A 13370-nucleotide genomic window follows, 5' to 3' on the forward strand; every position below is an offset into this window, starting at 1 on the left:
TTTTTGTCGTTGAAGGAGCCTGCCTTGCGTTCATTGTTCTGGCGCATCCTTGCCAGTTTCTGGCTGGCCATCGCCCTGGTCGCGGGCCTGTCGATCCTGCTCGGGCACATGTTGAACCAAGATGCCTGGATTCTCAGTCGCCACCCGGGCCTCAACACCCTGGCATCGAAGTGGACCCAGCGTTACGAACAGCAAGGGCCGGAGTCGGCCCAGCGTTTTCTGGAGCGGCGCAAACACCACTACAACATCGACGTGCAAGTGCTCAACGACAGTGGCGAAGCTGTCGTGCCCGGCACCTTTCCACGACGGGCAGCAGTCTTCGAGGCCCGCCGGCACAATGACGAACGCCGCCTGCCCTGGCGCCGCCTGACCGAGGAGTACACCAGCCCCGACAGCGGCGACACCTACCTGCTGATCTACCGCATTCCGCACCCGGAGCTGGACGCCTGGCACCGCGACAGCCTGCTCTGGCCGCTAAGTGCCTTGGGGATTGCCCTGGTGGTGCTGACCTTGTTCAGCCTGTTTGTCACGCTGTCCATCACCCGCCCGCTCAGCCGTCTGCGCGGTGCAGTGCACGACCTTGGACAAACCAGTTACCAGCAAAACAGCCTGGCGCGCCTGGCCAACCGGCGTGATGAATTCGGTGTACTGGCCAACGACTTCAACCGTATGGGTTCGCGCCTGCAGAGCCTGATCGGCAGCCAGCGCCAACTGCTGCGCGACGTTTCCCATGAACTGCGCTCACCGTTGGCGCGCTTGCGAATTGCCCTGGCCCTGGCCGAGCGGGCTGAACCGGAACAGCGCCAGGCACTCTGGCCACGCCTGACCCGCGAATGTGATCGCCTGGAAGCGCTGATCAGCGAAATTCTGGTATTGGCGCGGGTCGATGCCGAGCAGGCGCGGGCTGAAACAGTGGACCTGGATGCGCTTTTGCAGGCTGTTCAAAAAGAAACCCAACTCAATGCCCCTGACCAGCACATACAACTGCACACGCAAAGCGGCCTGACCTTGCAAGGCTGGCCAACCTTGATCGAACGGGCCGTGGACAACCTGCTGCGCAATGCCCTGCGCTTCAACCCGCCCGGACAGCCGATTGAAATCACAGCCGTGCAAGACAACGAGCGTATCGTGCTGACGGTGCGCGACCATGGGCCGGGGGTGGCTGCAGAACACCTGGCGCAGCTGGGCGAACCGTTCTTTCGCGCGCCGGGGCAAAGTTCGGCAGGTCATGGCCTGGGCCTGGCGATTGCACGCAAAGCAGCAGAGCGTCATGGCGGTAGCCTGACGCTGGAGAATCATCCGCAGGGTGGGTTTGTGGCCCGCCTGGAATTGCGTGGCTGATCTGAGAGCGTATCGTGGGGCAAGCCCGCTCCCACCGAGCCGGTAGGAGCGGGCTTGCCCCGCGATTGGGCCCATCAGCCCCAGGCAGTGACGAAGTCTGCCGTGGCCAGCATCGGCGCCGTGCGCGGCTCGGTCTGTGGCGTACCCAGGTAGAGGAAAGCTACGATCTCTTCTTTATCACTCAGCCCCAAGCCCGCAGCAACTTGCTTGTTATACGCCATATCGCCAGTACGCCAAACGGCTCCAATACCCTGAGCATGGGCCGCCAACAGGATTCCGTGAGCCGCGCAGCCCGCCGCCAGACGCTGCTCCGACTCGGGCACTTTGAAGTGATCCTGCAAACGCGCAATCACCACCACCATCAACGGTGCGCGCAACGGCATGGCCCGGGCTTTGTCCAGGTCAGCGGCACTGGCATCGCCTTTGGCCTTGACCGCCTCGGCAAACAGTTCACCCAACTTGACCCGCCCCTCACCTTCGATCGTCAAAAAGCGCCAAGGCCGTAGCTGACCGTGGTCGGGCGCCCTCAGGGCAGCCTGGAACAGCCCCTCGCGCTGTGCCGCATTCGGCGCAGGTTCCACCAGGCGTGGGACGGAAACACGGTTGAGCAATGCGTCGAGAGCCTCCATCGGCTACCCCCTAAAGAGAAATGTGCGGCTATTCTAGCGTTTACTTAAAAAGGTCCATAGGTAGAATGGCGCCCTTCCGTAACGAGTCAGAGCAGATCACATGGCGTTGCCGACCCTAAGGACGATTGGTTTCATCATCGGCATCTTCCTGATCACCCTGGCGATCAGCATGGTCGTGCCCATGGCCACCCTGGTGATCTTCGACCGCACGGGCGATCTGCCGTCGTTCCTGTGGGCCAGCATGATCACTTTCGTTGCCGGGCTGGCCCTGGTACTGCAAGGGCGCCCCGAGCATGTCCACCTGCGCCCGCGGGACATGTACCTGTTGACGGTCAGCAGCTGGCTGGTGGTGTGTATCTTTGCTGCTTTGCCGTTCCTGCTCACGCAACACATCAGCTACACCGACGCCTTCTTCGAAAGCATGTCCGGTATCACCGCCACTGGCGCCACCGTACTCAGCGGCCTGGACACCATGTCACCCGGCATCCTGATGTGGCGCTCGCTGCTGCACTGGCTGGGGGGTATCGGCTTTATCGCCATGGCCGTGGCGATTCTGCCGTTGCTGCGCATCGGTGGTATGCGCCTGTTCCAGACCGAATCCTCGGACCGCTCTGAAAAGGTCATGCCGCGCTCGCACATGGTCGCCAAATCGATCGTGGCGGTGTACGTCGGCTTCACGGCCCTAGGTGGGCTGGCGTTCTGGCTGGCAGGGATGAACGCGTTCGACGCCATCAACCATGCCATGTCGGCGATCTCCACCGGCGGGTTCTCCACTTCTGACCAGTCGCTGGCCAAATGGCAACAACCAGCGGTGCACTGGGTCGCCGTTGTGGTGATGATCCTCGGCAGCCTGCCCTTTGCCCTGTACGTTTCCACCTTGCGTGGCAACCGCAAAGCCTTGATCAAGGACCAACAGGTCCAGGGCCTGTTGCTGATGCTGCTGGTGACCTGGCTGGTGTTGGGTACCTGGTACTGGGCAACGACCAAACTGCATTGGCTTGAAGCCTTGCGCCATGTGGCACTGAACGTTACCTCGGTCGTGACCACCACCGGTTTTGCCCTGGGCGACTACAGCCTGTGGGGTAACTTCTCGCTGATGCTGTTTTTCTACTTGGGCTTTGTCGGCGGCTGCTCCGGCTCGACCGCCGGCGGGATCAAAATCTTCCGCTTCCAGGTGGCCTACATCCTGCTGAAGGCCAACCTTAATCAACTGATCCACCCTCGCGCGGTGATCAAGCAGAAATACAACGGTCACCGCCTGGACGAAGAGATTGTCCGCTCGATTCTGACCTTCTCGTTCTTCTTCGCCATTACCATCTGCATCATCGCGCTGCTGCTGTCGCTGCTCGGGGTTGACTGGATGACCGCGCTGACCGGCGCCGCCAGTACGGTATCCGGTGTCGGCCCCGGCCTGGGCGAAACCATTGGCCCGGCCGGTAACTTCGCCACGCTGCCTGATGCGGCCAAATGGATTCTGGCAGGCGGCATGCTGCTCGGCCGCCTGGAGATCATTACGGTGCTGGTGCTGTGTATGCCGGCATTCTGGCGTCACTGACCGCAGCCTCAGCGTCCGGCTCGGGCGCTGGCGCGGCAGTGCCCTCCCCCATCCGCGCACGATACTCGCCCGGCGTCACGTCGAACCAGCGGCGAAACGCCCGGAAGAAATTGCTCGGATCGGCAAAGCCCAGCAGGTAGGCGGTTTCCAGCAAGGTCATGCTGGGCTGTGCCAGGTACTGCTCAGCCAGCTCGCGGCGGGTATCGTCGAGCAAGGTCTGAAAACTGGTGCCCTCCTCCTGCAACCGCCGCTGCAAGGTGCGCTGCGACAAGTGCAAGGCCTGGGCGACCATCTCGCGCTTGGGTTCACCTTGTGGCAACACCCGGCACAACACCTGGCGGGCCCGATGAGTGACGCGACTTTCGGAAAAACGCGCCAGGTACTCACCAGCAAAACGATCATGCAGTATGGCCATGGCTTCGTTGGCGGTCGGCAGCGGTGCTTCCATGTCAGCGCGCTCGAACACCAGCGCGTCGTGCTCCGCACCAAACACCAGCGGCGCATGAAAGGCCGTTTTGTAGGGCGTTACGTCCAGCGGTTGCGGCCCCTGGATCAGCACGCGCCGCAGTTGTATCACCCGGCCACTGAGCCAACTGCACAGCGACAGCGCACAGGCCAATGAGGCTTCGGCACTGTGGCGAGTGGGCGGGAGATGATCGCCATGCACGGTCAGGACCAATACATAGCCTTCCGGCTGCAGGGTGAAGCTCAGATCGGAGCTTTCGGCAATAATGCGCTGATAGCGCACCAGACGCTCGAACCCTTCGGCCAGGGTTCGGCTGGACATCAAGGCATAGCCGACAACATGGAATGAAGCCGGTCGTACCACCCTGGCCATGTTCAGGCCAATAGCCTGGTTGCCGGAAAGTTCGACTGCCAGTTGCCACAAACGGGTCATGGAGTCTTGGGTAAAACGAGCGTCGGGGTCATCCAGCGCGGCGAAGTCCAGGCCGAGCTGGTTGAACATGGCGCGGCAATCCAGCCCTTCCAGCTCGAGTGCCTTGACGATCCCTGATGCCCAGCTTGCTGACGTGGTTCTCTCGCTCATGGCTGGCTTCTTATGTTCGGGCTGTCCGCTCCTGCGGCGAACGCAAAGGATACTTAATTGGCGCCGATTGTCACTGTCCAACGGTTTTACTCACTCTAGACTCAGATCAGGCTCCACGCCGTGCATCTTCATCCATATCGTGAGCCTTGGGAGCCGTGCCATGAGCAGTCCTCAGCAATTTCGCAGTTTTGCCGAGTTCTATCCGTATTATTTACAAGAACATAGCAACCCGGCTTGCCGGCGCTTGCACTTCGTCGGTACCACGCTGGTCATCGCCTTGCTCGCCTTTACCCTGGCCAGCGGCAAATGGCTGTTGCTGCTGGTGTTGCCGTTCGCCGGCTACGGATTCGCCTGGATCGGCCATTTCTTCTTCGAGAAGAACCGCCCGGCCACGTTCACTTACCCGCTATACAGTTTGATTGGCGATTTCGCCATGTACCGCGACATGCTGCGCGGAAAAGTATCCTTCTGATAAGGGCACCGCGATACACTGCTGCCACTGTCTGGAGAACACCGCCATGAGCAGCAGTTCGATACTCTCTGTACGCCATTACAGTGACGCCCTGATTACCCACAGCCATGACCACCCGCAGCTGGTGTTCGGCGTGCGTGGGCAACTGGATTTCGAACTTGACGGTTCTGGTGCGCGCATTGATCGTCAGGGGCTGATCGTGGTACCGGGCGGTACCCATCACACCTGCGCCAGCGCCAACGGCAGCCAGTGCCTGGTGCTCGATGTACCTGGCGATATCTGGGTCAAAAACAGTCTGGGCGACCAGGCCTCGGCCAGCCAGCGGTTGCTGGAGCACCGTGGCGCGCTGTTGCTGAACAACCACCAACAGCAGCTGGTCGACTGGTTGGCGGCTGGCCCGGTGGCCGACCCATTGATTGCCCAACAAGGTGCTGTGTTGTTGCTGGCCAGCCTCAACACTGCTTCAGAACCAAGCGTCATCGCGAAGCAGTTGCCCTTTTCCGCGTTCGATGCCCACATTGAGCAAAACGCCGCTTACCCCTTGCAGGTCGCCGACCTGGCCCGCCTGGCCGGGCTCTCCAGTGCTCGTCTGCATGCCCGCTTCATTGCCGAAGCGTCGATCACGCCGATGGACTACATCCGCCAGCGCCGCCTGCTGAAAGCTCGCCGTTTGCTCCAGGAAACAGTGTTACCGATTGGCGAGATTGCCGAGCAAGTGGGCTACACCTCGCAAAGCGCTTTCTCCGCTGCCGTGCTGCGCGCCTTCGGCTGCTCGCCTCGGGCCCTGCGACAAGAGCCTGGCGACAACTGACGCGAGGCGCGCGACAGACACCTGCGCCACTGCACCTTTAAACTGCCTGACACATTTCCGGTAGGAGCGGGCTTGCCCCGCGATTGCGGTGTGTCAGTTGTATCGCAATCGCGGGGCAAGCCCGCTCCTACAAGACTGCAAGGATAATCATGAACCACCGCACCGCCCTCGGCGCCCTGCATATCGGCGCGCTGTTCTTCGGCCTGACTGGCGTCTTCGGCAAATTGGCCCAGGCGGCGCCGTCGGTCATTGTGTTTGGCCGCGCTGCCTTTGCGGTGCTGGCGCTGGGCATCTTTGCCCGTGTTGCGCGAAAGGGCTGGCAACCGCTTCAAGGTCAAGATTGGCGCCGCCTGGCACTAGGGGGCGTGTTACTGGCTGGGCACTGGGTCAGCTTCTTTATTGCCGTAAAAGTCGCAGGTGTGGCGATTGCCACCTTGGGCTTTGCCAGTTTCCCGGCCTTCACCGTCATTCTTGAAAGCCTGCTGTTTCGCGAACGGGTCCGCAGCAACGAAATCATGCTGGTGGCGCTGGTCAGTATCGGCCTGATCCTGGTAACACCCGACTTCGACCTCGCCAGCCAGGCCACTGGTGGCCTGCTGTGGTCTGTACTTTCCGGCTTGCTGTTCTCGTTGTTGTCGCTGACCAACCGAGCCTCCAACGGACGCGTACCCGCGGTACAGGCAGCCTTGTGCCAGAACGCAGTGGTTGCACTCTGTCTGCTGCCCGCTGCGGCCCCGGCACTGACCACCGTGCCAGCCATGGACTGGCTGTGGATCGCCTTGCTCGGTGTGTTTTGTACCGGCGTTGCTCACAGTCTGTTCGTTGCAAGCCTGGCGGTCATCAAGGCACGCACGGCAGCGGTGGTGTTTGCACTGGAACCGGTGTACGGCATTGCCCTGGCCTGGCTGATTTTCGCGGAGGCGCCGACCCTGCGCATGCTTGTCGGCGGCGTACTGATCATCCTGGCCATCGTCATATCCAGCCGCCTGGCGGCGGGCAATCAAACAGCCAAGGCCGCTGCGGCGTAAGGTCGCCGTGAATCAAGAACGGTCGTTGTGGCCCAGGTCACGTTGCGGGTCGATCTGGTCGCGAACCCGTTGCTTGAGCACCTTGGCTTCCGGGAAGCCACCATCGGCCTTGCGCTCCCAGATCTGCACACCGTCGCAGGTGATGCGGAAAACGCCGCCGGTGGCGGGTTCCAGGGTAACCCGGGCAAGGTCGTCACTGAAGGTGCTGAGCAGTTCCTGCGCCAACCACGCGGCACGCAGCAACCACTGGCATTGAGTGCAATAAGTAATGACGACTTCGGCTTTATGGACATTCACAGCAATCAGACTCCTGACAGGCGGGGATGCTTATACTAGCGGTCTTTAGCCTTTGCTCCGAGAGTCGTGATGCACCGCTTGCTGTTGAGCCTGCTGCTGTTGGTCGTTTCCTTCCCGCTCCTGGCCGCTGAACCGCCAAAGCCGAAAATCGGCCTGGTGCTGTCGGGCGGAGCGGCCCGTGGTCTCGCCCATATCGGCGTGCTCAAAGCGCTGGAGGAACAAGGCATCAAAGTCGATGCCATTGCCGGTACCAGTATGGGTGCGGTGGTCGGCGGCCTGTATGCCTCGGGCTACAGCATCGAAGAGCTGGAGAAGCTCGCCTTGAGTATTGACTGGCAGCAGGCCCTTTCCGATGCACCACCGCGCAAGGACGTGCCCTTCCGGCGTAAACAGGATGACCGCGACTTCCTGGTCAAACAGAAGCTCAGTTTCCGCGACGATGGCAGCCTCGGCCTGCCACTGGGGGTGATCCAGGGGCAGAACCTGGCGCTGCTGCTGGAAAGCCTGCTGGCCAACACCAGTGATACCCGCGACTTCGACAAGCTGCCGATTCCGTTCCGTGCCGTGGCCACCGATATCGCCAGTGGTGAGAAAGTGGTGTTCAAGCGCGGGCACCTGCCGCAAGTGATTCGCGCCAGCATGTCGATACCGGCAGTGTTCGCCCCGGTCGATATCGATGGCCGGCTGCTGGTAGACGGCGGCATGGTCGATAACATCCCTCTGGATGTTGCCCGCGAGATGGGGGTAGACCTGGCGATAGTCGTCGATATCGGCTCGCCGCTGCGTGATCGCAAGCAACTGAGCACCGTGGTCGATGTACTCAACCAGTCGATCACCCTGATGACCCGGCGCAACTCTGAGGAACAACTGGCGCAGCTGCATCGTGACGACATCCTCATCCAGCCGCCAATGGCCAGCTTCGGCGTCACCGACTTTGGCCGTGCCCAGGAGATGATCGACGCCGGCTACCGCGCGGCCCGAGCCTTGGACGCGCGCCTGGCAAGCCTCAAACACACCGAAAGCAACGATACCGAACTGAACGCTGCGCGCTCACCGAGTCAACGCACGCCGGTGATCACCGCGATCAGGATCGAGAACGACTCGAAAGTCAGCGACGATGTGATCCGCTTCTACATTCGCCAACCGATTGGCGAACCCCTGGAGCTGGGCCGTCTGCAGACTGACATGGGCACCCTCTACGGCCTGGACTACTTCGACCGGGTTCAGTACCGGGTGGTGCACAAGGGCAGCGACAACACCCTGGTGATCAATGCCCGCGGTCGCCGCGGCGGCACCGATTACCTGCGCCTGGGCCTTGCCTTGTCGGATGACCTGCGCGGCGACAGCGCTTTCAACATAGGTGCCAGTTACCGGGTCAATGGTATCAACCGCCTCGGCGCCGAGTGGCTGACCCGGGCGCAGATCGGCGACCAGCAAGAGCTGTACAGCGAGTTCTATCAACCGCTGGATGCCGGTTCGCGCTACTTCATCGCCCCCTACATTGACCTCGGCTCGCAAAACATCGAAGCCACCCTGGACGAAGACCCGATTGCTGAATACCGCCTGGAGCGCTACGGATTTGGCCTGAACCTGGGGCGCCAGATCGGCAACAGCGGCGAAGTGCGCTTCGGTGTCGGCCAGGCCTGGGGCAATGCCGATGTACGGATTGGCGATCAAGACCTGCCGCACTTCAGCTTCAACGAAGGCTTCTACGAGCTGAAATATTCGTTCGACACCCTCGACAACGTTTACTTCCCGCACAGCGGTGAAGACATCAGCCTGACCCTGCGCCAGTTCGATCCTGACCTTGGTTCTGACCAACGTTACCGGCAGTGGAACTTCAAACTGGACAAAGCCCTGAGCAGTGGCCCGAATACCTGGGTGCTGGGCGGCCAGTACGGGCGAACCATCGATGACGCCGAAGTGGTGACTTCAAGCTTTGTATTGGGAGGTGCCCGGCAACTGTCAGGCTTCCGCCAGGATTCGGTGTCCGGGCAGAACATGAGCCTGATGCGTATGGTCTATTACCGTCGGCTGACGCCTCGGGCCTACCTGCCACTGGACTTCCCGCTGTATCTGGGCGGGTCGCTGGAACGTGGCAGGGTCTGGAACAATGACAACGATTTCGACAGTGGCTATATCAATGCTGCCAGTGTTTTCGTTGGTTTCGAAACGCCGCTGGGCCCGTTGAACTTCAGCTACGGGGCGAACAGCGAAAATCAGAAGGCGTTGTACCTGAACCTGGGTCACACCTTCTGAGGCCGGTCAGGATTTTTCCAGGTTCGCCAGGATGCGCGCGTGCACCTTCATGCACACGCGCATGTCTTCTTCGTCGACACCGCTGAACAACTCGGCGCGCAATGCGTTGGCAATGGTTTCGATCTGGTCGATCAGCGGTTTGGCCGGTGGGCACAGGTGAATCTTTTTCGCCCGCCGGTCTTCCAGCACCGCCTGACGCCGTACCAGGCCCTGGGACTCCAGACTATCGAGCAAGCGCGCCAGGGTCGGCCCCTCGACGCCCACACTCTGGGCCAGCTCACGCTGGGTGGGTGCTTCGTCAAATCGGGCCAGATGCAGCAGCACCAGCCAGCGGGCTTGGGACAGATTGAGCCCGGCCAGGCGGCGGTCCAGTTCGGCGCGCCAGCCTCGTGACATCTGGGCTAGCTGCATTCCGAAGCGATGTTGATCAGTCAACGGCATAGAGAACTCATCATCAGAACTAATTGTTAGTCAGCTAACCATGCTCCTGCGTAACAGGCAAGGCTCAGCTCAGTTGTATCTGTCTGACAATCGTTTTAAAAGATGACAAAACGCCGCTTACATCTCAAATTCAGCCGCTAACGCCGCCCTTACGCAATACAGAACCCCTTCCGGAACACGGGCACCGAACTGTTCGGCAATCGCCGAAACGGGTGGCAACTCACCTTCACCGTCCAGAAAAGCATCCTGGACTTCTTCCAGCAGATCTTGCGGCAGATCCAGCGCTTGCTCCAGCGACAGCTGCTGACGGCCAATGGCTTCGGCCAGCATGCTGTAGACATTCTTCTCGCTGCAGTTCAGTTGCCCGGCAATTTGCGCCGGGGTCATACCGGCACGGGCCAGGCTGGTCAGCTCGTGACGCAGGTCGGCCACCTGCGGCGGCGCCTCGGCCGCACCACCCAGCACTTCAAGAAACGCCTCGCCGTAGCGCTCCAGCTTGCGCGCCCCCACGCCACTGACCCGGGCCATTTCGCTGAGGCTGGCAGGCTGGCTGCGCAGCATTTCCAGCAGGGTCGAGTCGGGGAAAATCACGTACGGAGGCACGCCATGCTCTTCTGCCAGCTTGCGCCGTAGCGCACGCAGGGCTTCCCACTGCTCGCGCTCGTCTGCGCGCACCAACTGGCTGGCCGGGCTGGCACCACTGCTGCTGCCCTTGCTGGTGGTCTGCGGTTTGAGATCGCGGCGCAATTCCAGACTCACCTCGCCACGCAACAAAGGCCGGCAGCTGTCGGACAGACGCAGGCCGCCGTACCCTTCCAGGTCGATATCTGCCAAGCCGCGTGCCACCAACTGGCGGAACAAGGAGCGCCATTCGCCCTCGGAGCGGTCTTTGCCAACGCCATACACCGCCAGTTTTTCATGGCCAAAATTGCGGATTTTTTCGTTGTCGCGCCCCAGCAACACATCCACGAGGTGACCAACACCGTAACGCTGCCCGGTGCGATACACCGCCGACAAGGCCTGACGGGCGGGCTCGGTGGCGTTCCAGGTCTGCACGCCATCGATGCAGTTGTCACAGTGCCCGCACGGCTGCGGCAGTTCTTCGTCGAAGTAGTTCAGCAAGGTCTGACGGCGGCAACGGGTTTCTTCGCACAGGGCGAGCATAGCGTCGAGCTTGTGCTGTTCGATGCGCTTATGACGCTCGTCACCTTCAGAGTTCTGCAGCATTTGCTTGAGCATCACCATGTCTTGCAGCCCGTAGGCCATCCAGGCATCGGCCGGCAGGCCATCGCGCCCGGCCCGGCCGGTTTCCTGATAGTAGGCTTCCAGCGACTTGGGCAGGTCCAGGTGGGCGACGAAGCGCACGTTGGGTTTATCGATACCCATGCCGAAGGCAATGGTGGCGACCATGATCAGGCCTTCCTCGTTGAGGAAGCGGCGCTGGTTCGCTGCTCGGGTCTCAGCTGGCAAGCCGGCGTGATACGGCAGCGCTGGAAAGCCCTGCTCGCACAGGTAGGCAGCAACATCGTCGACCTTCTTGCGCGACAGGCAGTAAACGATGCCGGCGTTACCGCGCCGATCGCCAAGGAATGCCAGTAACTGCTTGCGTGGCTGCTCCTTGGGCACGATACGGTAAAAGATGTTCGGGCGATCGAAGCTCGACAGAAAGCGTTCGGCGTTCTGCAAATGCAGGCGGTTGACGATTTCTTCGCGGGTCCGCATGTCTGCGGTGGCCGTCAGGGCGATGCGTGGCACATGAGGGAACAGCTCGGCCAGTTGCCCCAACTGCAAGTACTCGGGGCGGAAGTCGTGGCCCCATTGCGAGACGCAGTGCGCCTCGTCGATGGCAAACAAGGCGATGTCCAGGTTGCGCAGAAAATCGAGCATGCGCGGCTGCACCAGGCGTTCCGGTGCCAGGTAGAGCATTTTCACCTCGCCACGGCGAATCCGCCCGGCCAGGTCACGCTGCTGCTCCGGACTCAGGGTCGAGTTCAGCGACGCGGCGGCCACACCCAACTCATCGAGGGTAGCCACCTGGTCTTCCATCAGCGCGATCAGGGGTGAAACCACCACCGCCAGGCCCGGGCGTAACAGTGCCGGCACCTGGAAACACAGGGACTTGCCGCCCCCGGTGGGCATCAACACCAGCGCATCGCCGCCTTTGGCTACGCATTCGATGATCGCCCCCTGGCGCCCTCGAAAGCTGTCGTAGCCGAAGATGTCCTTGAGGACGCGCTGAGCCTGTTCGAGCATAAACACTCCATAAATCGCAAAACCATCCTGGCCACAGGCTGGATGAAAACCTTCACCGCTGCCGCTAAAAATGCGTAAGCGGCTTTTACCAGAATGCCCTTTCGCGCAGTCCAGGTTCAAAAGGCGGGCAGTATACCCGAGCGTCACCCTGCACAGGGGCCTCTGCGATAGGCGTCATCCTTTGCCTTGCAGGGGCTGCAAGATGCTAGAATTCGATCATCGTTTATTCCCAAGGTAGCCCTGTAATGTCCTTCGCCGAGCAATTGACCCGCCTGCAAGCCTTCCTCGACGCCGATGAGCTGCACGAAGAAGCGCTGGACTACGTTGCCGCCCACGGCTACCTGACCGCTTTGTCGATTGGGACCGAGGCCGTTCCGGAGCGCGAATGGATCGACGCCCTGTTTGCCGAAGAGCCGCGCTACAAAGATGAAGCGCAGCGTGAAGAAATCGAAGCCACGCTGATCCAGCTCAAAGCGCACATCGCCCGCCAGTTGGCCAGTGACGATGAGTTCGAGCTGCCATGCGACCTGGACCTGGGTGACGATCCGGACGATTCCGAACTGCGCGGCTGGTGCATCGGCTTCATGGAAGGCGTGTTCATGCGCGAAGAAGCCTGGTTTGAAACCGCCGAAGAAGAAGTCAGCGAAATGCTGCTGCCGATCATGGTCGGTTCCGGTCTGTTCGACGAGCAGCCTGAATTCGCCGACATCGCCAGCGATGCCAACCTGATGGACGACATGATCGTGCAGATCCCTGAGGCCTTGACTGCGCTGTACCTGCTGCAGCATGCGCCTGACGAAAAACCTGCACCTGCGCTGCTCAAACCACGCCACCACTGAGTTGGCGTCAATGCGCTACCTGCTGCTGGCCGTCGGCTGGCTCAGTGTTGCGTTGGGAGTGATCGGCATTTTCCTGCCGGTATTGCCGACCACTCCGTTTCTGCTGCTGGCTGCGGCCTGCTTTGCCCGCAGCTCTCCGCGCTTTCACCATTGGCTGATCAATCACCCACAGCTTGGGCCGTGGATTCGTGATTACCTCAGTGGCCAAGGCATTCCGCTCAAGGGCAAGGTCTATGCAATTGGCCTGATGTGGTTGAGCATTGGCCTGTCGTGTTACCTGGTACCTCTGCCTTGGGCACGCGGGTTCATGCTGACCAGTGCGGTGCTGGTCAGCATTTACATTCTGCGACAGAAAACCCTGCGACGCGATCTGTAGGAGCGGGCCTGCCCCGCGATG

At 61.2% G+C, this 13370-nt stretch carries 13 protein-coding genes; 8 read left to right on the top strand and 5 right to left on the bottom strand.

Going from position 1 to position 13370, the window contains the following annotated elements:
• Positions 1-24 precede the first annotated feature (24 nt).
• The gene (locus E1573_RS25895) at positions 25-1341 is read left to right on the top strand and encodes a HAMP domain-containing sensor histidine kinase (RefSeq protein ID WP_133217380.1); all 1317 of its coding nucleotides are present in this window, start codon (positions 25-27) and stop codon (positions 1339-1341) included.
• A 74-nt stretch (positions 1342-1415) separates the two neighbouring features.
• Here the strand turns inward: E1573_RS25895 and E1573_RS25900 are convergent, their stop codons facing one another.
• Positions 1416-1970 (bottom strand): NAD(P)H nitroreductase, encoded by a 555-nt coding sequence (locus E1573_RS25900; protein ID WP_133217381.1) that lies wholly within the window; start codon positions 1968-1970, stop codon positions 1416-1418.
• Between the two features lie 100 nt (positions 1971-2070).
• Between E1573_RS25900 and E1573_RS25905 the strand changes: the two genes are divergently transcribed.
• Positions 2071-3525, top strand: coding sequence for a TrkH family potassium uptake protein (locus E1573_RS25905; protein ID WP_133217382.1), 1455 nt, complete (start codon positions 2071-2073; stop codon positions 3523-3525).
• Here E1573_RS25905 and E1573_RS25910 read toward each other — a convergent pair.
• Complete coding sequence (locus tag E1573_RS25910; RefSeq protein ID WP_133217383.1) at positions 3482-4573, bottom strand: AraC family transcriptional regulator; 1092 nt, start codon at positions 4571-4573, stop codon at positions 3482-3484. The genes E1573_RS25905 and E1573_RS25910 overlap by 44 nt on opposite strands.
• 160 nt (positions 4574-4733) lie before the next feature.
• Between E1573_RS25910 and E1573_RS25915 the strand changes: the two genes are divergently transcribed.
• The 3 genes from E1573_RS25915 (at position 4734) to E1573_RS25925 (ending at position 6884) form a co-directional block, all read left to right on the top strand.
• Entirely contained in the window at positions 4734-5045 is a 312-nt protein-coding gene (locus tag E1573_RS25915) for a DUF962 domain-containing protein (RefSeq protein ID WP_133217384.1), read from the top strand.
• 46 nt (positions 5046-5091) lie between these two features.
• Complete coding sequence (locus E1573_RS25920) at positions 5092-5856, top strand: AraC family transcriptional regulator (protein ID WP_133217385.1); 765 nt, start codon at positions 5092-5094, stop codon at positions 5854-5856.
• Between the two features lie 149 nt (positions 5857-6005).
• The gene (locus tag E1573_RS25925) at positions 6006-6884 is read left to right on the top strand and encodes a DMT family transporter (protein ID WP_133217386.1); all 879 of its coding nucleotides are present in this window, start codon (positions 6006-6008) and stop codon (positions 6882-6884) included.
• 12 nt (positions 6885-6896) lie between these two features.
• Here the strand turns inward: E1573_RS25925 and E1573_RS25930 are convergent, their stop codons facing one another.
• Positions 6897-7181, bottom strand: coding sequence for a SelT/SelW/SelH family protein (locus E1573_RS25930; protein ID WP_133217387.1), 285 nt, complete (start codon positions 7179-7181; stop codon positions 6897-6899).
• 69 nt (positions 7182-7250) lie between these two features.
• Here E1573_RS25930 and E1573_RS25935 point away from each other — a divergent pair, with 69 nt between their 5' ends.
• Positions 7251-9440, top strand: a complete 2190-nt coding sequence (locus E1573_RS25935) for a patatin-like phospholipase family protein (protein WP_133217388.1) — start codon at positions 7251-7253, stop codon at positions 9438-9440.
• A gap of 6 nt (positions 9441-9446) precedes the next feature.
• On the opposite strand, the gene E1573_RS25940 is transcribed toward E1573_RS25935, so the two are convergent.
• Both E1573_RS25940 and recQ read right to left on the bottom strand, forming a co-directional pair.
• On the bottom strand, positions 9447-9881 hold the full coding sequence (locus E1573_RS25940; protein ID WP_133217389.1) for a MarR family transcriptional regulator: 435 nt from the start codon (positions 9879-9881) through the stop codon (positions 9447-9449).
• Between the two features lie 117 nt (positions 9882-9998).
• A complete protein-coding gene (gene recQ, locus E1573_RS25945; protein WP_133217390.1) occupies positions 9999-12134 on the bottom strand; it encodes a DNA helicase RecQ in 2136 nt (711 codons plus the stop codon).
• A gap of 245 nt (positions 12135-12379) precedes the next feature.
• Between recQ and E1573_RS25950 the strand changes: the two genes are divergently transcribed.
• Both E1573_RS25950 and E1573_RS25955 read left to right on the top strand, forming a co-directional pair.
• Positions 12380-12973: a UPF0149 family protein gene (locus E1573_RS25950; RefSeq protein WP_133217391.1), complete on the top strand. Its 594-nt coding sequence runs from the start codon at positions 12380-12382 to the stop codon at positions 12971-12973.
• A gap of 10 nt (positions 12974-12983) precedes the next feature.
• Positions 12984-13349 carry a YbaN family protein gene (locus E1573_RS25955; protein WP_133217392.1) on the top strand — a complete coding sequence of 122 codons (366 nt, stop codon included), beginning with the start codon at positions 12984-12986 and terminating at the stop codon, positions 13347-13349.
• The last annotated feature ends 21 nt before the right edge of the window (positions 13350-13370 follow it).

The organism is Pseudomonas sp. H9, assembly GCF_004353925.1.
Taxonomy (GTDB): domain Bacteria; phylum Pseudomonadota; class Gammaproteobacteria; order Pseudomonadales; family Pseudomonadaceae; genus Aquipseudomonas.